22 protein-coding genes are annotated in these 25,208 nt (G+C 43.2%); 7 read left to right on the top strand and 15 right to left on the bottom strand.

Going from position 1 to position 25,208, the window contains the following annotated elements; all coding sequences use genetic code 11:
* Nucleotides 1-4: 4 nt before the first annotated feature.
* Nucleotides 5-3,193, top strand: a complete 3,189-nt coding sequence (locus KS2013_RS04665; protein WP_068990438.1) for an efflux RND transporter permease subunit — start codon at nt 5-7, stop codon at nt 3,191-3,193.
* Nucleotides 3,194-3,337: 144 nt separating this feature from the next.
* The gene (gene pyk, locus KS2013_RS04660; RefSeq protein WP_068990437.1) at nt 3,338-4,783 is read left to right on the top strand and encodes a pyruvate kinase; all 1,446 of its coding nucleotides are present in this window, start codon (nt 3,338-3,340) and stop codon (nt 4,781-4,783) included.
* 39 nt (nt 4,784-4,822) lie between these two features.
* Here pyk and KS2013_RS04655 read toward each other — a convergent pair whose 3' ends face one another.
* The 5 genes from KS2013_RS04655 to KS2013_RS04635 all read right to left on the bottom strand — a co-directional run bounded on the left by KS2013_RS04655 (nt 4,823) and on the right by KS2013_RS04635 (nt 10,554).
* The gene (locus KS2013_RS04655; protein WP_068990436.1) at nt 4,823-5,743 is read right to left on the bottom strand and encodes a DMT family transporter; all 921 of its coding nucleotides are present in this window, start codon (nt 5,741-5,743) and stop codon (nt 4,823-4,825) included.
* Between the two features lie 65 nt (nt 5,744-5,808).
* Nucleotides 5,809-6,867 (bottom strand): MaoC family dehydratase, encoded by a 1,059-nt coding sequence (locus KS2013_RS04650; protein ID WP_068990434.1) that lies wholly within the window; start codon nt 6,865-6,867, stop codon nt 5,809-5,811.
* Between the two features lie 18 nt (nt 6,868-6,885).
* Entirely contained in the window at nt 6,886-7,791 is a 906-nt protein-coding gene (locus KS2013_RS04645; RefSeq protein WP_068990431.1) for an HpcH/HpaI aldolase/citrate lyase family protein, read from the bottom strand.
* A complete protein-coding gene (locus KS2013_RS04640; RefSeq protein ID WP_068990428.1) occupies nt 7,791-9,434 on the bottom strand; it encodes an acyl-CoA synthetase in 1,644 nt (547 codons plus the stop codon). The genes KS2013_RS04645 and KS2013_RS04640 overlap by 1 nt, the downstream gene beginning before the upstream one ends.
* A 1-nt stretch (nt 9,435) precedes the next feature.
* Entirely contained in the window at nt 9,436-10,554 is a 1,119-nt protein-coding gene (locus KS2013_RS04635) for an HpcH/HpaI aldolase/citrate lyase family protein (RefSeq protein WP_068990424.1), read from the bottom strand.
* Nucleotides 10,555-10,721: 167 nt separating this feature from the next.
* On the opposite strand from KS2013_RS04635, the gene KS2013_RS04630 reads away from it, so the two are divergent.
* Nucleotides 10,722-11,711: an HpcH/HpaI aldolase/citrate lyase family protein gene (locus tag KS2013_RS04630; RefSeq protein WP_068990421.1), complete on the top strand. Its 990-nt coding sequence runs from the start codon at nt 10,722-10,724 to the stop codon at nt 11,709-11,711.
* 190 nt (nt 11,712-11,901) lie between these two features.
* Nucleotides 11,902-12,438: a hypothetical protein gene (locus KS2013_RS04625; RefSeq protein WP_068990419.1), complete on the top strand. Its 537-nt coding sequence runs from the start codon at nt 11,902-11,904 to the stop codon at nt 12,436-12,438.
* 253 nt (nt 12,439-12,691) lie between these two features.
* Here KS2013_RS04625 and KS2013_RS04620 read toward each other — a convergent pair whose 3' ends face one another.
* A complete protein-coding gene (locus tag KS2013_RS04620; RefSeq protein WP_068990415.1) occupies nt 12,692-13,015 on the bottom strand; it encodes a hypothetical protein in 324 nt (107 codons plus the stop codon).
* 442 nt (nt 13,016-13,457) lie between these two features.
* On the opposite strand from KS2013_RS04620, the gene KS2013_RS04615 reads away from it, so the two are divergent.
* Nucleotides 13,458-14,417, top strand: coding sequence for a transposase (locus KS2013_RS04615; RefSeq protein WP_068990412.1), 960 nt, complete (start codon nt 13,458-13,460; stop codon nt 14,415-14,417).
* 368 nt (nt 14,418-14,785) lie between these two features.
* On the opposite strand, the gene KS2013_RS04610 is transcribed toward KS2013_RS04615, so the two are convergent.
* Nucleotides 14,786-15,208 carry a hypothetical protein gene (locus tag KS2013_RS04610; RefSeq protein WP_156768966.1) on the bottom strand — a complete coding sequence of 141 codons (423 nt, stop codon included), beginning with the start codon at nt 15,206-15,208 and terminating at the stop codon, nt 14,786-14,788.
* 17 nt (nt 15,209-15,225) lie between these two features.
* Nucleotides 15,226-15,630 (bottom strand): hypothetical protein, encoded by a 405-nt coding sequence (locus KS2013_RS04605; RefSeq protein ID WP_068990406.1) that lies wholly within the window; start codon nt 15,628-15,630, stop codon nt 15,226-15,228.
* A gap of 67 nt (nt 15,631-15,697) precedes the next feature.
* Here KS2013_RS04605 and KS2013_RS04600 point away from each other — a divergent pair, with 67 nt between their 5' ends.
* Nucleotides 15,698-16,657, top strand: coding sequence for a transposase (locus KS2013_RS04600; protein WP_068990404.1), 960 nt, complete (start codon nt 15,698-15,700; stop codon nt 16,655-16,657).
* A gap of 890 nt (nt 16,658-17,547) precedes the next feature.
* On the opposite strand, the gene KS2013_RS04595 is transcribed toward KS2013_RS04600, so the two are convergent.
* The 7 genes from KS2013_RS04595 to KS2013_RS04565 form a co-directional block, all read right to left on the bottom strand.
* Nucleotides 17,548-17,946: a hypothetical protein gene (locus tag KS2013_RS04595; protein WP_068990401.1), complete on the bottom strand. Its 399-nt coding sequence runs from the start codon at nt 17,944-17,946 to the stop codon at nt 17,548-17,550.
* A complete protein-coding gene (locus tag KS2013_RS04590; protein ID WP_211267781.1) occupies nt 17,943-19,094 on the bottom strand; it encodes an RHS repeat-associated core domain-containing protein in 1,152 nt (383 codons plus the stop codon). The genes KS2013_RS04595 and KS2013_RS04590 overlap by 4 nt, the downstream gene beginning before the upstream one ends.
* A 283-nt stretch (nt 19,095-19,377) precedes the next feature.
* Nucleotides 19,378-19,701, bottom strand: a complete 324-nt coding sequence (locus tag KS2013_RS04585) for a hypothetical protein (RefSeq protein ID WP_068990394.1) — start codon at nt 19,699-19,701, stop codon at nt 19,378-19,380.
* Between the two features lie 86 nt (nt 19,702-19,787).
* Nucleotides 19,788-20,129, bottom strand: coding sequence for a hypothetical protein (locus KS2013_RS04580; protein ID WP_068990393.1), 342 nt, complete (start codon nt 20,127-20,129; stop codon nt 19,788-19,790).
* Between the two features lie 79 nt (nt 20,130-20,208).
* Nucleotides 20,209-22,458 (bottom strand): DUF5916 domain-containing protein, encoded by a 2,250-nt coding sequence (locus KS2013_RS04575; RefSeq protein WP_068990391.1) that lies wholly within the window; start codon nt 22,456-22,458, stop codon nt 20,209-20,211.
* A gap of 125 nt (nt 22,459-22,583) precedes the next feature.
* Nucleotides 22,584-22,865 carry a peptidylprolyl isomerase gene (locus KS2013_RS04570; protein ID WP_068990389.1) on the bottom strand — a complete coding sequence of 94 codons (282 nt, stop codon included), beginning with the start codon at nt 22,863-22,865 and terminating at the stop codon, nt 22,584-22,586.
* Nucleotides 22,866-22,925: 60 nt separating this feature from the next.
* Nucleotides 22,926-24,230 (bottom strand): choice-of-anchor H family protein, encoded by a 1,305-nt coding sequence (locus KS2013_RS04565; RefSeq protein ID WP_156768965.1) that lies wholly within the window; start codon nt 24,228-24,230, stop codon nt 22,926-22,928.
* A gap of 213 nt (nt 24,231-24,443) precedes the next feature.
* On the opposite strand from KS2013_RS04565, the gene KS2013_RS04560 reads away from it, so the two are divergent.
* Nucleotides 24,444-25,169, top strand: coding sequence for an FAD-binding oxidoreductase (locus KS2013_RS04560; RefSeq protein ID WP_068990386.1), 726 nt, complete (start codon nt 24,444-24,446; stop codon nt 25,167-25,169).
* The last annotated feature ends 39 nt before the right edge of the window (nt 25,170-25,208 follow it).

Raw genomic sequence — 25,208 nt, 5'->3', positions numbered from 1 at the left:
GCATATGGTTAAGCAATACGACACACATAGCGGAATTATTGCATGGTTTGCTCGCAACCCTGTTGCTGCGAACTTATTAATGATATTTATAATTGTCACTGGTGTAATGGCTCTATTCGGTTTGCGCCAGCAGGTCTTTCCTGACATCGTGACTAACTCCGTCAGTGTCCAAGTCCCCTACCCTGGAGCAGCACCACAGGAAGTAGAAGAAGGAATCGTCATACTGATTGAGGAAAACATCAAAGAAATAGAAGGCATCAAAGAGATCCGCTCTACAGCCAGTGAAGGCTCAGGGAGTATCAACATCGAAATCGAAGATAACTACGAGGTTTCAGATGTAATGGACGAAATCAAAGTAAGGATTGATGCCATCCCTAACTTCCCAGACCTTGCCGAGCGACCTGTAATTTATGAAAACCGTATGCAGCGGCAAGTCATGCGACTCAATGTTTTTGGAGATGCTAACGAAAGAACGCTGAAGGAATACGCAAATGATATTCGTGACGAGCTTCTTACATTACCTAACGTTGGTCTTGTTGAGGTACAAGGTGCCAGACCTTATGAAGTTGGAATTCAGGTCAGTGATTATCAATTAAGAAAATATGGTTTAACGTTACAAGATGTATCGAACGCTATTCGCAGTCACTCTTTGGACTTACCAAGCGGAACCATTAAAACCTTAGGTGGAGATATCCTGGTAAGGACCAAAAACCAAGCTTATGATGCTTATGACTTCGCTAAGATACCTTTAATCACTCGTGAAGACGGAACAACACTTCTATTAGCCGATATCGCTGCTATTGATGATGGCTTTGCTGAGTGGAATTTCTTATCAAGGTTTGATGGCAAACCAACAGTAAGCTTGCGAGTTCGTTCCTCTCTAGAGTCAGACGACTTACTCATAGCCAATCAAATATACGATTACCTTGATCAAAAAACGCAGACACTTCCCGCAGGTATTTCCGTGGATGCATGGGCGGACGGCACCTATTATCTCGAAGGTCGTCTAGATTTAATGCAAAGAAATATGTTTGCAGGTGTACTTCTAGTATTTTTGGTCCTGGCTTTATTCTTAAGATTCAAGCTCGCATTCTGGGTAATGATTGGTATCCCCCTATGCTTCCTGGGTTCATTCGCTTTAATGTATATCTATCCTGGCTTCGCCATGACCATCAACATGATCACCCTGTTCGGATTCATACTGGTCCTGGGGATTGTGGTCGATGACGCCATTATTATTGCTGAAAGCGCATGGGCATCCATCGAGGAAAAAGGTCACAGTATTGACAGTGTGGTGGAAGGTTCTAAACGAGTCGCCGTTCCAGCAACATTTGGTGTCTTGACCACGATAGCAGCATTCTATCCTATGCTTTCGCTTAGTGGGCCCTGGAGTAATGCGATGGCCTCGATAGGTCTGGTCGTCATGTTCTGCTTAATATTCTCATTGGTTGAGTCAAAGCTGATTTTGCCGGCTCACTTGGCTCACATGAAGCTAAACAAAATTGAGGATACTAAAAATCCGAAAATTAAAGCAGTTAAAAACTTCTTCCGCACAATAAGACTGAAAGTTAAAGAATCGCTTTCGCGCTTCATCAACAACGTCTATAAACCAGGGTTAACACGCCTGCTTAAATATAGGGGCTTAACCATCATAGGCTTTATCTGTCTGCTATTTGTTTCAACTGTCGGATTCATAGGTGGTGGTTGGGTCAAAACCTCTATGTTCCCTCAAATACCAAATGATGGGGTATTCGTAGAAATAAAAATGGCTGAAGGTGCAACAGCTGAACAGGCGATGGATAACATTCAAGTTGTATGGGAAAAGTTGAACGAGCTTCATGAAGAAGTAGAGGCTGAGCACGGTATCGGTGTTTACCAGCATGCATTTATGTGGACTCGTGAGAATACTGGAGCCTACATGTGGACTGAGCTGGTTAAGAGTGAAAACCTCCCTATTCATCAGTACAAGCTTATCGACCAATGGAGAGATATGGTTGGTACTCTTCCCGCCATTGAAGAAATAAGTTTTGGTGGCGGTGGCGGCGGTCCCGGCGGTGATGGTGTGGGCTATCGACTGATTGGTACCGACATAGATGAACTTCAAATTGTCACTGAGAAAATCAGAGCTAAGCTTGCTGAGTATGATGGTGTTTATGATATTAGTGACAATCTATCAGGCGGCAAAGAGGAAATTGTTGTAGAGGTTAAGCCTCATGGCTACAACTTGGGCCTAACTACTCAAGGTCTATCGCAGCAGGTTCGAAATGCATTTTATGGCTCAGAAGCACAGCGCTTCTTAAGGGACAATGAAGAAGTTAAGGTCTTTGTTAGATACCCATTAGAAGACCGTCGCTCAATCGGTAACTTGGAGCAAATGCCTATTCGTACTCCTTCAGGAGAATATGTAACTTTTACTGATGTTGCAGACTATAAAGTTCAAGAAGGTTTTTCTAGAATTTCGCGAATAGACGGAGTCAGAGCCAATGGTATCAGCGCGGATGTCAGCCCCCAGGCTACGATTACATCTGGAGAAATAAACGAAGATATGATGCAGAATGTTATCCCTAAAATTCTTGCGCAGCACCCTACTGTAAAATTAGAGTTGGGAGGTTCAAGCGAGGATGCACAAAAAATTCAGACTGAACTTTTTGTCGGAGCCATTATTGCACTTATCCTAATTTATGGGTTGATGGCCATACCTCTACGCTCTTACTCGAAACCAGTTGTTGTTATGTCAGCAATACCGTTTGGGATTATCGGAGCCATGGTGGGTCACCTTATCCTTGATTTAAACTTGAGCATGTTCTCTTTCTTTGGCCTCATTGCTCTATCCGGAGTTGTAGTAAACGACAGCTTACTGATGGTCGACTTTATTGGTCGAGCAAGAGCTGAAGGTATGTCGAGAATTGATGCAGCAGTAAACGCAGGTACTCGAAGATTCCGCGCGATCATTTTGACATCGTTAACTACATTCTTTGGCTTACTTCCAATAACAACAGAAACAAGTTTACAAGCACAGCTTGTTATACCAATGGCAGTATCATTAGCCTTCGGTATCGTATTTGCTACGGTAATTACATTGATTTGGGTTCCTTGTCTTTACGTTTTCCTTGGTGGAATAAAAGACTGGTTTTTAAAACGCGACCCTAAAAGTCTAGAAAACAAGCAAAAAGAAGCTTACGAAAGTAACTAGCTTCATCATTAAAATCAAAGGGGCTTCGGCCCCTTTTTTCTTTGTCTGTAATAAGCTTTAAAGTCTGGTTACAAGATACAAAATATAGTTGTTTTCAATCTTAATACCTTTACACTAAGGGTAAGATCCTTACTTGTAAAAACTATGCTTAAAAGAACTAAAATTGTTGCTACTTTAGGCCCTGCAACAGACACTGAAGAAGCTATTCGCTCATTAATTGAAGCGGGTGCAAATGTCTTTCGACTAAACTTCTCTCATGGCGAAGCCAATGACCATATTGAACGAGCCAATAAGATTCGAAAAATAGCCAAAGACATGGATCGGTACATCGGCATATTAGGCGATCTGCAAGGCCCTAAAATTAGAATCTCAAAGTTCAAAGACGGAAAAGTTAACCTTAAAGCAGGCGATACATTCACACTAGACGCTGAACTTGGAGTTAACGATGGTGACAGCACCACGGTAGGGATCGACTATAAAGATCTACCTCGTGATGTTACCGTTGGAAACCACCTGATGCTGGACGATGGTCGTATTCAATTCGAAGTCACGGAGACAACTGGCACAACCATAATCTGTAAAGTCATTGTTGGCGGTGTGTTAAGCAATAACAAAGGTATCAACTTACTTGGCGGAGGTTTATCAGCCCCTGCTCTGACACAGAAAGACAAAGATGATATTTATACCGCTGTTAGCATGAGCGTTGACTATCTGGCAGTATCATTCCCACGAAGCGCAGAAGACATGGAGTACGCACGTCATTTGCTTTATGAAGCTGGTGGTAGCTGTGCACTGGTCGCCAAAATTGAGCGAGCAGAAACAGTCAACGACGATGCTATCTTAGATGAAATTATTCTGGCATCTGATGCAGTGATGGTTGCCCGAGGTGACCTTGGCGTAGAGATTGGCGATGCACAGCTTATTGGCGTTCAGAAAAAAATTATTGATCGGGCACGAACACTAAATCGTGTCGTAATTACCGCTACCCAGATGATGGAGAGCATGATTCATAATCCAATTCCAACTCGAGCAGAAGTATTCGATGTTGCTAATGCTATTCTCGATGGCACTGATGCTGTCATGTTAAGTGCAGAGACAGCTACGGGTGATAACCCAGCGAGAACAGTTGATGCCATGGCGAACGTATGCATGGGTGCGGAGAACCAGTCACTGGCAAAAACCTCCAGTCATCGAATGGATATTTCCTTCGATAGAATTGACGAAACTATAGCTATGGCGGCCATGTACAGCGCCAACCACCTGAAAGGCGTTAAAGCGATTATTGCCCTAACCGAATCTGGCTCGACAGCCCTTTGGTTATCCAGGATACGCTCAGGAATTCCTATTTTCGCCTTAAGCCGCAACCTGAGTACCTTACGGAAAGTATCTTTGTACCGAGGAGTGGAAGCTCTTGAGTTTGACCCGACCGTACTCGCCAGACATGACGTAAATCGCCTCGCAGTAGAAGAACTGGTGAGTCATGGCTATGTTAACCACAGTGACCTGGTTATTATCACTAAGGGTGACTCCATGGGAACTCTTGGCGGAACCAACGCAATGAAAATTGTTCGTGTTGGCGAGGTAGTCTAATGCAAGTTAATCTAGCCAGAATAAAACTTTTCTGGAAATTTAATAGCTAATAAAAACTGCCACACCAACAAACGCCAGAACAATACCCAGAAGCTTTCTTCTGGGTAGCTCTTCTTTCAGGAATAACCAGGCAAAAACGACGATAAAAACATTTGTCATCTCATTTAGAATAGAGGCAGTACTGGCGTCAGTATATTTATAGCCAGCCAGCCAGAACATCATTGTAATATAGGTTGCTAAAACGCTAGCAGTAATCAACATCCCCCACCCTCTGGGTTCTTTAATTTCCTTAATTACTCCCACCAGCTTATTTGAAACTATAAGCAACATGATAGTCCCTGCAATTCCGCCCAGCAGTCTTAATGTGATTAACCAGAAAAATCCGTCTCCCTCCAGAATACGCTTAACCATAACGATGCCAACCGCATTGAGGAAAACAGCACCAACGGCAAAAAACAATCCTTCAACGAAAGTTTTCGCATCTACATGTTTACGATTCTTTTGATAGGTAACAAGGAAGATGCCTAGCAAAACTAGAACAAAAGCCATTATTTGCATAATGTTCAGACTTTCGCCCAAGAAAAGAACAGAAAGGCCTATGACGAAGGGGCTGTAGAGACTGGCGACAATAGCCGTATTACCGGCACCGACCTTTTTCAGGGCCAGGAAGTACCAGGTATCAGCAATTGCAATACCTATAAATCCACTGGCCAGAGTAATGAACCATTCCCACGAGGTCAGTTGAGGCATTGTCAGCCCTTCCATGAACATGGCGGTAGGGATGAGCAGAGAAGCCCCAAGCATATTTTTAAAGAGATTAAGCGATGTGGCGCTGAGAGTCTCCCCCGCGACTTTAAAAATAATGACCGCCGTTGCCCAGGTCAGCGCACTGGCCAGAGCAAATAGCTCGCCAATACCAATATCAACAGTGTTAAGAAAAGCTAATACCACAGCAGACATCCGCCCAATCTTAGAATAGGAACGGTGAAATTAGCACATAAAAAGCAACTAAGGTAGTAACAAAATTAGCTTGGGATCAGGACGGTGTAATCCAAATCCAAAACAAAATCAGAGGACAGCTTACTTTTGGATTCAACAGCTTTTTCATAAAGCGGTTTTAATTCCTCCCAGTCAGCATTTTTAAAACCCAAAGTTCTTAGGCGTAAAGCGCCAATACCACTTCCCAGCTCCTGCTTCTTTAATACTTGAGAAACGGCATAAATAGTATCACCCGCATAGCTTGGGTTTAGATGTGATCCACCATTTATCGCTGCAATCCACTGAGCATTAGCTAACCCGTTCTGTGTAAGGTTACGGCACAAAGAAATAATATGTCCGCCGTAGACCAGACGTTGCTGGTGTGGCGTGTTTTCCATCTGATGATTATTGAAGTGTACTTTGGCATCATTTTGATAGAGCTTAGTCGCCATGGTGTGTTCGCTATTATCAATCGTCAAACCATTTTTATGATCAATCCACTCTCTATTGTCATAGTCATCCAACCGATAGGCCTCCCCGCTATATCGATCATCATAAGACTGGATATTTAATTCTTCAGGGATACTAAGCGCACCAAAACCAACGCTATTTTTTAACTGGGGTTCAACGGCATAAGTATTGTGCATACCCTTTTCTTTCTTGTGAACCATGACCCAACGTTTCCAGCTTAATACAGGATAACCTTCCTGATTCATGGCTCTAGAGTGGACATAAACAATTCCGGTCTTTCCGTTAGAGTTTTCTCTGAGACCGATAACTTCGGATACGACGCTGAGAGTATCCCCGACAAAAACCGGCAGTAGAAACTCAACTTCCGCATAGCCCAAATTCGCTACTGCATTTAACGAAATATCGTTGACGGTTTTTCCGAAAGCAATATGGAAAACAAGCATATTGTCCAGAGGTTGTTTGGAGTAACCTAACTGAAAAGCAAACTCTTTATTACAATATAAACTGAAACGGTTCCCCGTTAGTGCCAAATATAAACTGGCATCTGCTTCGGTAATGGTTCTTGGAATTGGATGCTCTAAGACTTGTCCCAGAGAAAAGTCTTCGAAAAATCGTCCAGTATTTGCCTTGTTCATTCACACCCCAAATTAAATCTATCGAACAGAGCCTAGCAGTTCGTTTTGTCCCAGCTCTTTAACTGTATTGTATAAAGCGATAACCCTCTCAGCCCACTCCCTTAGAGATGGCTCGATCAGCCTATCATCAAGTACCGCGACATTACGACCTTCGGCGTTCGCTTTTTCGATTGCCTCAATAATATCTTTGGCACGACGTATATCAACCTGCTTTGGAGTGAAAGCATCATTAGTATAGTCTAGCTGGATAGGATGTACGACAGCTTTTCCATCAAAACCCAGATCTCTTGCCTGACGACAAGAATACTCACAGGCTTCGACACTTTTCAGATCAAAATGAGGACCATCAATGACACACTTTTTATAGGCTCGCCCCGCCAGCATAACAATAGACAGACTCGGTAATAAACCCAGACGATCTTTAGTTTGATTAACTTTTAACTCATTCGATAAATCGGTCGTACCAATAACAATAGCCACAAGGCGATCGCTCGCAGCACAAATCTCTTCTGCATGAAGCACACCGAGAGGACTTTCGATGTTAACCATAATATCAACTTTATCCGGCCGGCTTTGATCAATAACGTCAATTGTTTCTAATAGCTGTGCTGCTGACTCAACTCTAGGAATTAATACCGCATCTATTTTCAAGTCAGCAATAGCTTCAAGGTCGCCCTTGCCCCACTCTCCATCAATCGGATTAATTCGAACCACCAGCTCTGAATGGTTATAATCGGTCGATTGTGATAACTCTCTGCGTAATATGTCGCGTCCAGCCTCTTTATACTGTGGCGGAACGGATTCCTGAAAATCAAAAATTATACTGTCGGCATCCAGTGTGCGAGCCTTTTCCATGTAACGGTCAACATGTGTCGGTACGTACAACATGGTGCGACGTGGACGATAACTGATTGACGATTCCATTAGAGTGCCTCTTTACTGTGTAATTGTTGAATCAATTGTTTTCGCAAAACTTTGCCATTTTTAGTTCTAGGATAATCTTCCATGAAATGAACCTTTTTCGGTGCCTTATATTTAGCCAGATGCTTCAGACCATATTGGATAAGCTCATCCTCTGTTACTGTGCTGCCGGGATCTCTGATAATACAAAGCGAAACCAAGGTCTTATCGGGACCAATGGTTTCCCCCACGGCAACACAGTCAGCAACCCCCGGATGAGCTTTAAACACGCGCTCAACTTCATGCGGTGACACACGAAAGCCGAACGTATTAATGATGTCGTCTTTGCGACCTAAAAACCAAATATACCCCTTCTCATCCTGTCGGGCATAATCGCCCGTAAAAAACCAGCCGTCATGTCGAGCTGTTTTTGTTTCTTCTGGTAACTGCCAGTATTCTAAGAATAAGCCGGGGTCCTGATCGTTTATGCATATCATTCCTTCCTCGCCTTGTTCTACTGGCTCCCCCTCACTATCCAACAGATCCACATAATGGCCCGGCTGAACAAACCCCGCGGCACCCGGTACCACTTCTTCGTTTTTATTCTGTGATATGTAATAGGAAACCTCAGACATACCAATGGCTTCATAAATCGGTGCACCAAAACGTTTTGTCCAGACCTGCTGCATTTCATCAGAAAGATGCTCACCTGCACTCATGCAATGTTTTAATGATGGCAGGTCACTACCGCTATAATCTGTTTTCTGAACGATTTGTCGATAAATGGTAGGAACACCGATGAAAATCGAGCACTCGTGCTTCGCGATCAAAGTCGGCCAGGTATTGGCATCATTGGTGCCCTCATAGGCAATAACGGTATGGCCATGCAACAGAGGGTCCATCAGCGCAGAACCTAAAACATAGGTCCAGTTAAATTTACCCGAGTGCATGATGCGCTCATTGCTGCTGTCATCAAGATCAAACCAATAACGGCTTGCCGGTAATCGTCCTAACAAAGCACGCTGGGCATGTAGCACACCCTTCGGATAGCCCGTCGTACCAGAGGTATAGACAAGATAGGCTGGATCATTGATTTGACTGGGGAAAATATCAAAATCACTGGACTGTTTCTGAAGCGCCTGTGTCATGTCAATTAACCGGATGTTACTACTTTGTGGCAACTCCCCTTCCCCGCACAGTAAAACAGTCTTGACGTCGGTGTCTTTCAGCTCTGATGAAAGTTCTGGCCACATCGACTTGTCGGTAACCAGTATCGTCGCACCAGAGTCTTTAGCTAAATAGGCGACTTCGCTGGCTGATAATAAAGTGGAAGTTGGCACTGATACCGCACCAAACTTGATACAGCCAAAAAATGCGACAGGATAGTCAATCGAGTTAGGCAGACGAATTAATACTCTTTCACGAGCCTTAAACGATAGCGACTTTAAAAGGTTCGCAAACTGAGAGGTATAGTCACTGAGCTGCTGGTAGGTAGCCGAGTGTTCGCCCGTTGTCTCGTTCTCAATAATCATTGCCTGACGGTGGGCAATGTCAGTATCTGTATGTTGATCGATGCAGGCTTCGCAGATATTGAAGCTTTGTGGAAGATTCCAGTTCCACTTCCCACTGCTGTCCTGCTGTAGAATATCTTCAAACTGGTACTTCATATCACACCATGCCGTAAGGCCAGTTCTCGCGAATAACGTGGACAGGCATTTTCTTGATAACCTCTATCGCAAAAGCCTTATCTTTATCGCCTAATGATTTCAGCGCATATGCACGAAGCAATGACTGCAGTGCCTTACCAAACATTGGGGGATCCAGCATCTCCCCTTCAAACTTAATCGCACCGCCAAGTAACGCGTCTGCTGCAATTGCTGCTTTAAGAATATCAACATTACGCTGAATTTGTAGCGGCGACGGTGTAAAAGCAGTTTTACACAGGTGAACATGGAATGGGTGAATGACCTGCTTACCAGTCAAACCCATTTGAGCTTCGACCAGGGCATGTTGATGTACCACGTGCGACTCACGTTCTCCGTGCAGATCCAGCCAACGTCGAACTTCATTGGGCTCAATGTAGGATTCAGGCATCGGTGTTTTATTAATTAACACTTCGACACCACCAATTACACCCTTACCCGCAATACGTGCCTCAAGCAACAACATGCGCAGGTAAGTCTTTAATTCGTCAATCCAACCTTCCGGAGTCAGGTGAATCGCCATGGCTTTCGAGAAATCGTGAATACCAAAAACCACGTGACGTACCGTTGAGTACTGCATAAGCTCGGGCGAAATCTTAAGCGAACGCGGATGCTCGATAATCGGCTGAATTTCAATCTTTGGATTAACGCCAACCAACCAGGCCGATAGATCACGAATCTCTGCGGCTCCGTAGACTTCGCCTGCTTTGGCCAAAATAATCACATCAATATATTCGGAGCATTCTTTGATGAGTTTTAAATCTTCTTCGTACTCGTCGGTACGGAAAGGGTTAATACGGAGGGCGATCTGAAAGTTTCTGTCTTCGAATAGCGGGAGTTCTTTTCTCAGTAACTCACGGCTCATTTCCTTTTGCCGACAACCATCTTCCAAATCAAATAACAGTGTATGGGCGTTAGTATTGTGGGCATATTTTCGCATTCGGTGCGATGCCTGCTCCATTGTCTCGTAAATTCCATCGGCAGGAGAATACTTTACAGGTGGATAATACAGCTGAATCCCCGGCCAGAATCCTCCCAATACCATTTGCTCATCGACTTTTTCCAAAAAAGAATGTTCTTGCATCACTTTAACTAATCCGACCAGTGTTGAGTGATAAATAAACCATATTCAAACGCTTATTTCAAATTATTGTTTGAATTTTTCTTATCAATCGTTACTATAAACTCAAATAAAGCTAATGATGACATTTAAAGTCACTAGCTATCCCATTGAATTAAAAGGAGAAAATTGTGAGCTCTAAGGTTCATCCAAACGAAGCATTATTTAACGCTGAGAAACAATTTCCCGTCATTCCTTCCTGTGAACATTTCGCCGGAAGTGAAAAACTTATTAACAAGGCATTAGAACTACAGGACAAATTGGGTCCTGTGTTTGATATCACCTGTGATTGCGAGGATGGAGCTCAGGCAGGTAAAGAAAAAGAGCATGCAGAAATGATTGCGCGAATCTTATCCAGCGATACAAACAAGCATAATATGGCTGGGGTTCGTATTCATGACTATACCCACCCCCATTGGCAGGCAGACGTGGACATTCTGGTCCCAGCAATCGGTGATCGGGTAGCCTACTTCACCCTTCCGAAAACCTCATGCGCCGCACATATTCAGGAAATGGTGGACTACATCAAAGCCAAGGCTAAAGACGCCGGCATAGACCGTAAAATACCTATTCATGTGCTGGTAGAAACTCATGGGGCTCTAAGGGAATCTTGGGAAATTGCAGAAATCGACTGGGTTCAGGTACTGGACTTTGGCATGATGGATTTCGTCAGTGATCATCAGGGTGCGATCCCGGCAAGCTGTATGCGTAGCCCCGGACAATTCGATCACCCCCTACTTGCGCGAGCTAAATCAGATATGGTCACAGCCGCACTCGCCAATGGTGTGGTCCCTGCACATAACGTAACGCTGGATCTTAAAAATCCTTACCAGACTTACAAAGATGCAGAAAGAGCGCGCAATGAGTTTGGCTTCCTTCGTATGTGGAGTATTTACCCAACACAAATCAAATCGATAGTAGATGCCATGAAACCTGATTACTCCGAAGTAAATGACGCCGCCAATATTCTTATTGCAGCACAGGACAACGACTGGGGTCCGATTCAATACGAAGGCGAGCTTCATGACAGGGCAACCTACCGATATTACTGGCAGTTACTGCAACGAGCACAGGTAACCGGCGTAGGCGTTCCTGAAGAAGCCACAAAGCGTTTCTTCTAAAAGATAACGACTTAAAAATCATTAAAATATAGGTGCGTGCTTAACGCACCTTTTTTTATTTGAAAGCAAACAAACCACTTGTCCCAATCCTGCCTTCTAACAAACTTATATAGCTCCTAAATACAGTTTACGTTTTCTTCACATCGATACTGATAGCTTAAACTTAAATTCGTGTTACAGGAGTTACATAATGAGTCGTTTATTATATGAGTCAGATAAACTCAAGCATGTCCAAGCCACCTATGAGGATTTAAAGGGACACGGCATTAAGGATAGCGATCTACATGTTATCGCGAAAAAACAGGGCAGAGTTCTGCGACGTGGTTTAAATACCGCAAACTTCTGGTACAAGACTAACGTATTGAACGGTAGCTTTAAGGGCTTCATTGCGGGCACCATACTCGGCCTGGTTATTGCCACAACACTATATACTGCAGAGGCTCTCGGCGGCCTGTACGGAACATTCGGCTTTGTAGCCACGACTATTCTATTTAGTGGTTTCGGCACTTGGCTCGGCGGCTTGCTTGGTATTGAAAGCAAGAACTACAAGCTTCGTAAATATTATGACCTGGTGGAAGAAGGACGTTATCTATTACTGATTGATGTTAAAGATAACTCCTTGGAAGATGTCGTAAAGTCCATCTATAAGAATCACCCAGAACTGATTTTATTGAGCGATGAAATTGACACAGTGATTCCCTTTGACTTCATGCAAACGAGCCACTAAGGCTTAAAGTTAGTCATAGATGAAATGGTAAAAGTTCTTACCCAAAGATATAAGATACTCCTCCTACCCCAATCTTATATCACCCTTTAGCTCCCTTTTTGGGAGCTTTTTTTAATATTCATTCAAGCATATAAAGTTAATTTTCTAGCTTAAATTATTAGTACTCTGCCTCCAATTATTATTTACCTTATTTAAAAATATCAATGCCCATTGTTTCTGACAGGATTTTTGGTGAAATACCACTCTCATTAATTTATCTAGGTTTAGGTTCAGCAGGCAAGTCGGAGTTTCCTAAATAATTATTTTCAATTAGATATTTGGTTAACTTTCTTGTAGGCATATTTAAAAGTCGCTCAAAATCGGAAGAAGGGATTTTTGTAACGTCAACAACATCATAAGGCTCATATTCATATTTGTTTTGACCGATATTTGATAAATATACTATATAGCGCCTACCAATACTCATAAAATCAAAATTAAGGTCAACCGCATTCAGTTCAGCCAGCTGTCCTTCTGAGAAAGCCTCACCATTAAGGTCTCGAAGAACAATAAACTGGCTCTTTAATTCCTTATTCACCTTGCACCATCGTTTCTCAATCTCTTCTTGTGTGAGAGAACTATTTTCCTTTAGATATTGCTCGTACCGTATAAATCAAATATCTAGGACACCCACAATTATTTCGCCAGGCTGCCAATGAACTGAGCATCAGTAAAGAAGAGTTATCCAGCTTTATAGGCGCCGAAACTCAAATAACCCCTGGCTTAGCCAGAACACTAGAAGCTTACACAAAAGTCAGCCGTAGTTTCTGGCTAAACCAGCAAGAGAAGTACGATAACTATCGGGGTGTTGATACCAAAAAGTATTGATTAATGTGGGTAGCGATCTTTTTGACCATAAATACCTAGGACACCCACAATTATTTCGCACAATCTTAGCAGACATTAGCCACTGACAGTAGTAGATAACTGGTCTATGCTTTTAGTTATAGATAACGATGCTAATGCTAAGGATGGCGTTTATGACTGTGGCGAGTAGCCGTTTAATTGATATTCACTCAACACCCTATTACCACATTACCTGCCGTTGTGTACGCCGTGCTTTCCTGTGCGGGGTTGATAGCTATACGGGCAAGGATTATGAGCACCGCCGTAGCTGGATTGAGGATAAGCTGTTTGATTTAACCTCGGTTTTTGCGATTGATGTAGCCGCCTATGCCGTTATGAGCAATCACTATCATCTGGTGTTACGTATTGACAATGAGCAAGCTCAGAGCTGGTCGACACGCGAGGTGTTGGAGCGTTGGGCACGGCTGTTTAACGGCAGCTTGATGGCACAGCGCTATCTAGCAGGCGCACTCTTGAGCGAGGCTGAGCTTGAGGTGCTCAGTGAGCTGGTAGAGGATTACCGAGAGCGCCTGATGAGTATCAGCTGGCTAATGCGTATTCTCAATGAATCCATCGCACGGCAGGCTAATCGAGAGGACAACTGCACGGGTAAGTTCTTTGAGGGGCGCTTTAAGTCGCAAGCTCTGCTGGATGAAGCAGCACTGCTGTCGTGTATGGCGTACGTCGATTTGAATCCGGTTAGGGCTAAGATGGCCACCACGCCCGAGGCTTCGGATTACACCTCCATTCAGGCACGCATCCAGCAGGATGTAGAGAAAGCCTTATTACCCTTTATCGGTAACGAGCGACAAGAGCAACCCAAAGGCATCGCCTTTGACTTAACCGACTACTTGGAACTGGTCGACTGGTCGGGACGCGCCATTCGGCACAGTAAGCGAGGCAGCATTCCCGCTAAACTGCCGCCAATACTCGAACGCCTAAACCTCTCCGAGGATGACTGGTTATTGCAAGCCCAGCACTTCGAGAAGCGATTTAAGCGCGCTGCGGGACATTGGTACAATTTAAGTCAGCTCGCTCACCGGCTCGGGCAACACTGGTTACACGGTAAGTCCTTCAAACCCAAAACCACGTAACTTCAACCAATATTCCAAACCCGTCTATCAAGTCAGCTTGAGGCTTACCCCTGCCTGAATATTAACAAAAACCATTCATTGAGCAGATTTTTTATAAAAAAACATCCCTTTTTAGCTAAAAACCAAGCATCCATTCCAATCAAGGCCCCACAACACTACCTAACCCTAAAATGTGGGTGTCCTAGTTTTTAACCTTACCATAGAATATCCTTTTCCTACCCCCTAAAGACTGATAATAATGAAACCAAGACAAAAAAGCATGAGTCAATCGCTCATGCCTTTGTAAGAAATATCAGAAATTGTACTCTGCCTCCAATTATTTGTTCTATGCCTTTTTCTTTCCCAATTATTCTACCTTATCTTTCAGATTATCGTTCTATATTATATTTTTGTAATAAAGTATAGTTTTCGTCTTTACTAATATCTTTCCATAATACTTTGCTTTTACTCCAATCCATGAGAGGGATCTCTTCTTCTTCTATTAAAATTTCTAGCCAAGACTTTATCGAGCTAGTCGTAGTTAACAAACAATTACTCGTATTAGCTTCCGAAGCTCTTTCAAAATGACACTCGCTCTTAACAAGAAAGTAATCAGGGTATATCCTTAGCTCAAGTTTCAGTCCCAGACTCTTCCTACTCTCGTAAAATGTATTTTTATAGAGATACTCGTCACTCATTTGAAGGTTCTCAGTCACAACATAAAGTTTATCACCAAGCCTTTGGCTATGTACTTCAGGAGTACAAGAAAAAACTCCACAAATAAATAATAGTATTACTATAGTGTTTTTCATTACGAACCTTCTCATTTCTATTCAAAAATTTTCCATCCACTTTGCACTGAACCATAACATGTATCTGCTAACCCGCAATTTGGTTTATTGTAATCTTCCCTTACAGTTTCCCCCATTAAACGCACCCAAGGGGTTTCATAGTTGTCAGTAACGAATTGCTCACCTATATCACTGACTTTATCTTTTGACTTGTCCCAAAACTTACTACTCCTATAATCCGCACCTGCTTTACTATACATATTGAAATGCGCAGCATGTCCCAATTCATGAATTAGCCCTGAGACTGGAGATTGACCTCTAAATGATTTTTTATTATTGAAAAGGACTTTATGAACTGTACCTTTTTCATTTGCGCCCCATCCCATATCTCTGTGAAAATATCTAGGACACCCACAATTATTTCGCACAATCTTAGCAGACATTAGCCACTGACAGTAGTAGATAACTGGTCTATGCTTTTAGTTATAGATATTGCTAAGGATGGCATTTATGACTGTGGCTCGTAGCCGTTTAATTGATATTCACTCAACACCCTATTACCACATTACCTGCCGTTGTGTACGCCGTGCTTTCCTGTGCGGGGTTGATAGCTATACGGGCAAGGATTATGAGCACCGCCGTAGCTGGATTGAGGATAAGCTGTTTGATTTAACCTCGGTTTTTGCGATTGATGTAGCCGCCTATGCCGTTATGAGCAATCACTATCATCTGGTGTTACGTATTGACAATGAGCAAGCTCAGAGCTGGTCGACACGCGAGGTGTTGGAGCGTTGGGCACGGCTGTTTAACGGCAGCATGATGGCGCAACGCTATCTAGCAGGTGCACTCTTAGGTGAGGCCGAGCTTGAGGTGCTCAGTGAGCTGGTAGAGGATTACCGAGAGCGCCTGATGAGTATCAGCTGGCTAATGCGTATTCTCAATGAATCCATCGCAAGGCAGGCTAATCGAGAGGACAACTGCTCGGGTAAGTTCTTTGAGGGGCGCTTTAAGTCGCAAGCTCTGCTGGATGAAGCAGCCCTACTGTCGTGTATGGCGTACGTCGATTTGAATCCGGTTAGGGCTAAGATGGCCACCACGCCCGAGGCTTCGGATTACACCTCCATTCAGGCACGCATCCAGCAGGATGTAGAGAAAGCCTTATTACCCTTTATCGGCAACGAGCGACAAGAGCAACCCAAAGGCATCGCCTTTGACTTAACCGACTACTTGGAACTGGTCGACTGGTCGGGACGCGCCATTCGGCACAATAAGCGAGGCAGCATTCCCGCTAAACTGCCGCCAATACTCGAACGCCTAAACCTCTCCGAGGATGACTGGTTATTGCAAGCCCAGCACTTCGAGAAGCGATTTAAGCGCGCTGCGGGACATTGGTACAATTTAAGTCAGCTCGCTCACCGGCTCGGGCAACACTGGTTACACGGTAAGTCCTTCAAACCCAAAACCACGTAACTTCAACCAATATTCCAAACCCGTCTATCAAGTCAGCTTGAGGCTTACCCCTGCCTGAATATTAACAAAAACCATCCATTGAGCAGATTTTTATAAAAAATATCCCTTTTTTAGCTCAAAAGCCGAAGTACCCATTCCAATCAAGGCACCACAACACTACCTAACCCTAAAATGTGGGTGTCCTAGTTTTTCTAGGATGTAGAGAAAGCCTTATTACCCTTTATCGGCAACGAGCGACAAGAGCAACCCAAAGGCATCGCCTTTGACTTAACCGACTACTTGGAACTGGTCGACTGGTCGGGACGCGCCATTCGGCACAGTAAGCGAGGCAGCATTCCCGCTAAACTGCCGCCAATACTCGAACGCCTAAACCTCTCCGAGGATGACTGGTTATTGCAAGCCCAGCACTTCGAGAAGCGATTTAAGCGCGCTGCGGGACATTGGTACAATTTAAGTCAGCTCGCTCACCGGCTCGGGCAACACTGGTTACACGGTAAGTCCTTCAAACCCAAAACCACGTAACTTCAACCAATATTCCAAACCCGTCTATCAAGTCAGCTTGAGGCTTACCCCTGCCTGAATATTAACAAAAACCATCCATTGAGCAGATTTTTATAAAAAATATCCCTTTTTTAGCTCAAAAGCCGAAGTACCCATTCCAATCAAGGCACCACAACACTACCTAACCCTAAAATGTGGGTGTCCTAGTTTTTCGGAGACCTAACTGGAACAGCTTCGGAATCTCGACTGGAACACCCTCGTAAATTGAGCGGTGCCATTAAATTGCTGGCACCGCCCTCAATTCCGAACCCTGCTGTTCACACTTCCGAGCCTAAACCAGACAGCCTTCCGACGGCTGCTGGTGAAACTCCGAAAGCCTTAACTTATTATTACCATCCTATTCCTTGGGTATCCTTGATATGAAAAATGATGGCAAGCATTGTTATTACCAATAGCGGCATCAGGGCTACGGCAATGACGGTGTAAAACATCTGTATTTTTTTTGATAACTTCTTATAGTTTTCCTCAATCATTGAAAACTTCTTTTTCCCATTAATAAATGCAGAAACTACCATCTCAAAGGCGAAAAAAGTAATGGTAATCCATAACTTAGAAATATCTTCACGCTGTAAATCTATATAAAGAGCTATAATCAAAAAAGCACAAGCATAAACTAGCATCCTCACCCCTGCCATCCAAACAAATGCCGACTCATCGGGATGCTTGTGTTTAAGCTTCTTAAAAAACAGATACACGCCGTAATAACAATGTCTAAAGAAGGTGATCATTGCCTTGTCCCCATATTGAAGTGGGTATTAGGAACATTAAACATCCGATGCATCGCATCGTGTGGCTCCTGTTGGATATAATTCATGTTATGTCGGAAGGTAGAAACCCCGCTCTGAAACTCTCGAACATGATAATTAGCAAAACCTGTCCAACCACCATAAGTCTGATTCACATGGTAATCAATAACAGCATAGCCAACACCAACACCTAGCCCGACTAATCCTCCAAAGCGTCCATAAGAAGCTGCTTTGAATGCAATATAGCCAATGGCAGAGTCAGCACCCAACTTCCATACAACGTCTGACTTTGAATAGTTAGGATCAAGACCATTTGCAATAGTTGAACCAACTAAAGCTCCTAACCCTAGCGCTTTTGATGCTACCCTTAACCGAGAGCCAAGACCTTGAAGAGCACTGACTTGCATAAAGGCTCGCCCATTGGCGCTACCCCAGGTGGCAGACCAACCGGCCACACCTCCTGCGGGGCTAAATTGTGGTATAACTTTTGCACTACCAGCCACGCCTAAGAATTGCCCGCCAGCATCGGCAGCAAGACCAGAAACCATGGCAATATCAGAAATAGATCTTAAAGAGTCAGATATTTGTCCTTCAATTTCATCAAGCCCTCCAGAGTAACTTTTAGTGTAGCTCGCTTCTACTGTACCGTCACTATTACTCCTACCAGATGTCAGTTCATAACCTTTATCTTTTAATTCACTGCCGATCTTCTCAACTTCTTCAGTACTACCCTTAGCATTTACCGAATGAATAACATCCGCTCCATTATCAACCTGGTAGACTGTTTTCCAGTCTTGCGAAAAACCTTGCCCACGTTTTTCCCTGCGCTCCTTCTTAGGCTCATCATCCCCACAACCTTTACCGAGGGCTTGTTCACATTCTGCCTTATACCCACTCGGATCTGTTCCACTTAATGGATTATTCATAATGTACGAGTATGGGTTCATACTCTGGCTGTTGCCAGGCGCTTGGATGAACGGGTCGACACTGAGGAACCTGCCAAGATTATAATCATACGCGCGTCCATTCATATGAATGAGTTCAGCATCATCCAAGTGCTCATGGTCGGTAAAGCCACGATTTGTAAACGGTGCTTCATCAGCTAACTCCGTACTGTGGATGTCTTCCAATACCGCTTCTCGCAAGGTTGGAATAAGAGGGTCTTCAAAGTCACCTGTTCTTGGTTTACCGAAAGGATCATAACTTCTGTGCTCCAGAATCTGGTTATTATGATCCGTCAGAGTTACTACAGAACCAAGGCGATCACGGTGAGTAAACCTTATTTTATGGTTTGAAACTTCCTGTCCAACGATTTCTTCTTTCTCTACAATCGCTACATCTCCAATGTAGGTTTTAATGCGTTTTGTTCCACCCTTTACACAAAAAGGGGACAGATTTATTTATTCACTCCTTTTAGTTCAAGTGAATATATATGCTGGCACCACTATTTCCCTCAGTTATCTTTTTGTTATAAACGTTTTTACTAATACCATTAATATTACAAATTGCAGTAATTTTATAACCAACAGCACCATCAGAACCCACAGGAACTACAATAGAGAATGAATTTAATACCAGCTCCTCTAATACAACCCTTTCAGTAGTATTTTTCACTTTTACGATACAACTATTAAAGCTCTGACTGACATTACCTTCAATAATGAAAGCGTGTTCGGAAACAGTTACACAACTGACACACGTGAATAACAGGTAAACGATAGTAATAATTTTATTCATACATATACATAACAGACTGTACAAGGCTATTTCGAAGGGTGAAATTAATAAGGTGCTTCAGGGCACAGCTCTATTTTCTATCCTAGTTATTCAGAAAGTAGCTCTATCACATTTTCATTACTAAGCAATAAGCCTCTTTTCTTTAACGCATTTTTGAAGTCATTATAATTAGATACTTCTTCTGTGACTTCCATTGTATTTGCATTACTAATTTTTAGAACAAGTATTTCTACATCGTATGTAATAGCCGAAGTTTCTTCGATGCTAGCCTTAACAACATGATCAAAGTTAATCTGTCTTAAGGCTCTACCATTCCTTACCAATGTAAATGATTCATTAACTTCATCCATGGCTAAGATCCAACTATCGCCACCGTGCTTTAATCTATAAAAAACATCTCTTAGATAATCTTTAAATTGCTTAAACACACATTTTCCTTACTGAATGGAGTTTTCTCTTGTTCCTAATGTTTAACCGCATAAAAAACGCGCCCTAAGGCGCGCTTTATTACAACTGAAATGCGTAGCTAAATTTGGTGAAAAAACTACGGCCTGTTTTCTCAAATCGGTTAACGGTATCGTCTTCAAAACCATTATCGGAGTAACCAATGTAGAATGCCGTACGTGGGTTCCATTTGTAGGTATACAGTAACTGTCTACTGGTACGAGTCAGGTTGCTGACCTGATCGGGGTCGCTATAGAGCTCGGTGTTATAGTCAACATCACTGTATCGAACAATAAACCGCAGATAGCTTTTTGCACTGAAATGATAGTTTGTATTCAGGTTAAAAATAAGCGCATTGAATAGTTGTCCGTCATTGACGTCAAAGTCGGTTTCACTAATGTCTGCACCGAGGAACCAGGCATCATTAACCTGCCACTCGGTATATAGCCCATAATCAAAGTATTCCCCGGGACGGATATGGCGATAATCAATGTCGTCTGAAACATCGATATTAAAGCCTAGTTTCCACTCACTCGCTGGACGGAAGCTACCGTTAACTGAGAAAAAGTCCTGATCGAACCACTGCTGTGCAAAAAAGTAATCACGTTTACCGCCGACAAGATTAATCGTCGAACGCAAGCTTCCGTATAGGTCCATCGATAGCTCTCTGATCTGTTCATACTTGTCGTTATTCGAGGTAAAGTGTCTGACGCTGTATTCTGCTTTTACTTTCTTTTCATAGAAAAAGTCATCATCATCTCCATACCAGCGATAGCCCAGACCTCCAACGTCCTTAGAGTTGCCGACAATAGTTAAATAACCGACGTCCATACGAAAATCTTCGTCAAACTCAGTACGACTCAAGTACCAGTTCCAATGCTTGTCGCTATGACCATAGTTAAGACGGTAGCCCATACCGGAAGTACTTGGATCCATTCCAAGGTTCTGTTGCATATCTTCAGTATTATCGGAATCGGTATACATCACCTGGTAGCGTAGCCTGCCCGCATCATAGAGCTGGTGCACGCCATCAACCGAATAAACATTATTCTCGTATTCCCCCGCCGAGCGATGTGTCGTCATAACACCAACCTGAGAATTTTCACCGACATCTAGAGCGTAACGCGCAACTGCGACATCACTTTCAACATTCTGCCCATTATCATCCAGTAAGGTATAGACTGACGAGCCCTGCGGTCCCGGCAAAATAAAGCTCGTGCTCTGATCACGAGAGATTAAGGCACCGTAAGAGTTACCCTCGCTTTTGCCCGTGTATTTAATGCCAAAGTCAGGGTCAGCAATGTTTCGCGTATGAAGCAGCGTATATTGAGTATTGAAGTAGTCCGCTCCCTCAAGGAAGAATGGTCTCTTCTCCGAATAGAACAATGAGAATTGCTTGTTGACGTCAAGCTGAGCCGCGTCAGTCTCAACCTGAGAGAAGTCGGGGTTGATGGTAGCTCCAAGCACCGAGTTATCGGTCACACCCCATCTCAAGTCAACGCCGGCCTCATACTCAACACCGTCGCCCTGCCACTCGTTTTGTACAGGCGGATCTCGGCGCTCGCTCTTTTGCGCTGCCGTATAAGGCGTTATCTCAAGATTATTACCACTGACAATATTTTCCAGGCCTTCAGCTTTACCAATCTGGCACAGCACACAAGATAAGTTACGATCATTAGGAGAGTAAGCAAAACGGTGTTGGTAATCCCGAGGATAAAAGCGTACAAAATCAATCCCCCAGACTTTTTTCCCTTTCGTGTTTGGGAACCGTAATACTTTAAAAGGGATTTCAAACTCAACAACGTAACCATCTTTGGTTATTCGACCAGCGCTGTTCCATATGGCGTCCCAGGAAGAGTCTTCTCGACCCAGGACGTCATCTTCTATGCTGTCGCCCTGGATACCGTATGGATTGACAAAGAAATTATAGGCTTTACGTTCATCGTTAAAGGTATCCACCTTAAAACCGACACTGTCTTCACCCCATATTCGGTCCCTTTTACGAAAAGATGCCTGAATTTGGCTCGGGTCACTGTCATAGGCGACAATGGCAACCAACAGTGAGTCGCCGTTTTCAATAATATAAGCAGTAGTTTTCTCAAGAGGTTCAATATTGATACGAGGCTGTGTTTCGTAACGATAGTCTACTTTTGTCGCATCCTTCCAGAATGGTTCATCCATACGACCATCGACGTCAATTTTTCCGCTGGTCTTCGGAATACTAATTTTAGAATCCTGAGCATGTGCAGAGTAGCCCAATACCAACATTAAGGCTAAGGCAACAGCTATGATTATAGGTTGCTGTTTTTTCATAGAATCTATTATTATTTTGTCTGTGTCAGGATTATAACGTTTTAATAAATTTTTTGGCTAAAATTTGTAAAGAAATTTTTCTTCAAAAACGCATCAAGCTTAAGTCACATATGACTTTTTAGTTTTTACGTGTTTTCTCGGTGTAGAATTTCAATCAAGTGAAAGCCAAAACAGCTTTTGACGGGGCCGTGTAGTATTTTTGTTGGAAGAGTGAATACGACATCATCGAACTCCTTGACCATCATCCCTTTCCTGAACACACCCAGCTCACCACCTCGCTCGGCAGATGAACATAAAGAATATTTTTTTGCTAAGGCGGCAAAGTCTGCTCCGAACTCTATGGTTTGCTTTATTTTTTTACAGAGTTCTTCATCCTTTACCAAGATATGTCTTGCTGATGCTTTCATTTCCCCTCCCCTACAAAAGCATCAGCAAGGTTACACGAATCTTTTAGATTTGTGTAGTGGTTAACACTTTAGTTTTCTTCTCCAGGCACCGAGCACTGCTAAAAGACCAAGTGTCAGCAAGCTTGTGCTACCACCACCGCCATGTCCCGAGCTGGTCGTTGAACTCGGAGGGTTAGACGTTGATGTACGGGTGTCATCATCAGCGTCCTCAAGCGGTACCTGAAGTAGTGGTGAAAACTCTGGTGATACATCATCCAGTACTTCACCAGTAGCTGCATCAATCACTTCGAGACGGAAGTCGTAATAGCCCGTAGGGTATCCTGATTGCCAGTTACCACTGATTTCATAGGCATCCTCAGAGCTATAGCCGTAAACGGTAAAGACATCAGACTCTGTTTCAAAATACCATTCACCACCATTCCTTCTCTGATATAGATTAACGTAGACGTCTCTGTCAGCAGTACTCTCAGTATCAATATCAAACGTTAAAGTGAACTCTCGATAGAAACCATCACCGTCAGCGTCAGTGAAGATTTCAGTTTTGACATTATCAACGTAGGTATCGCTACCACCGCCAATTGATTCATAAGTTTTATCTTCAAGGTAGAGGTTTGTTAAATCGTAGTCATCGAAGGGACCTAGTGTATCCACGATATCTGAATAGCCATACTCAAATAAATCGATTAGAACCTCATATTCATCCGGTGGGAAACCAGTGTTTAAACGGGTTGTCACGCTGTATTCATCACTACTGTCATCGTAGTGAATTTCGAACACATCAGTAGTGTAATAATGTGTCCACTGGGATTCACCAATCCGGCGAATAAATAACTCAGCGTATACATCGTAATAGTAATCGTCGGCAGCATCCGCATCGAAATCGACCCTTAACTGGCTATAATAACCATCGCCGTCATCATCTCCATATAGCAATACAGAAGCATCATAGAGATATAAGTGTCCCATAGCTGCTTTTGAAGTGCTATTTGAAGACTTTGGTAAGCCATTGTCTTCTCTTAGCTTTTTCATTTCAGCTCGGGTTTTATTAGGAACGGCCTTTAAATCAAGAGCCTGAAACGCCTTGAGCTCTTCTTCGAGATTGGCATCAGACTTTTGACTGATATAGGTATTTTGGCGCTGTAAAGAAACTGGCTCACCCTTCAGCGGCTGTGTATCGACTTTTGAATTGACTACCGTTGTGGTCTTTGCACGCTTCGCAATAGCTGTAGTAGCTTTTGAGCTAACTTCAGTAGCAACTGTCTGCTCTGCGGCCAGATCGTTTGCATTTAACGCTGTCGAGCCCAATAAACCCAACAACACAGCAGCCGATATCGCAGAAAATTTGGTCGTGGCTTTTTGCATCATATTCTCCTAAGACTTTATTATCCGACCCCAACGAATCACTATTTAATAGCCTCTGGGGAGCTTAGATACCAGTAAAGCAAAAGTGAAATGAACCAAAACTGAATCATTTTGAATAATATGGCATTATCAACTCGATAGTTTATACCTAGATCTTTATTCACTGTCTTATATAATGAGTTTCAAAATTAAACATCGACAGAAATAGGTTCATTCATGCCACTTCCGAGCTTCCAGGTTAGCTTAGAAAGTAACGAGATTATCACCCCTAAAGTCCGTAAACTGGTTTTTAAACTGGACGACCCGAAAACCATCAGTTATAAACCCGGCCAGTTTGTCTCATTCATGCTGCCCTCAGATGACGATCGCCCTATCAAGCGCAGTTATTCCATTTCTAATATGGAAAAAAACACGGATGGCGTTACTCATATTGAGTTTGTGATCGCTTACGTTGACGGTGGCAAAGCTTCAGAGTTATTCTTCAATGCTGAGCCCGGCATGACCATGGAGATGACTGGTCCCTTCGGTCTGTTGTGTTTACTGGAAGAATTACCGCAGAGAGTCTTTCTGGTTGGTACTGGCACGGGAGTAGCTCCATACCGCTGCATGATTGAGCAAATCAAGGCACGTCCTGATACGGAGTTCCACATATTATTTGGTGCACAATATTACGAAGACATGTTTTATCTGGATGACTTCAATGAGGTCGCAAAGCTGGACCATGTGCACTTCCACCCATGCCTAAGCCGAGAAGATAAAGAAGGCTGTGTTTCGGGATACGTTCAAACAAAACTAGCTGAACTTAATCCAAACCCTGAAACTGACATGGCTTATCTTTGCGGCAACCCTAATATGGTTGATGAGGTGTTCAATATGTTGCAAGAGAAAAACTTTGGCGTAAAACAGGTTAAGCGCGAAAAATACGTATTCAGCCGCTTTTAATGGAACTGCCTTTTGCATAGGCAGATTCAGTTTGATTGG

The sequence above is a fragment of the Kangiella sediminilitoris genome, from assembly GCF_001708405.1.
Taxonomy (GTDB): domain Bacteria; phylum Pseudomonadota; class Gammaproteobacteria; order Enterobacterales; family Kangiellaceae; genus Kangiella; species Kangiella sediminilitoris.
Note: the sequence above shows the minus strand (reverse complement) of the source record. Positions and strands in the feature narration are given on the sequence as shown.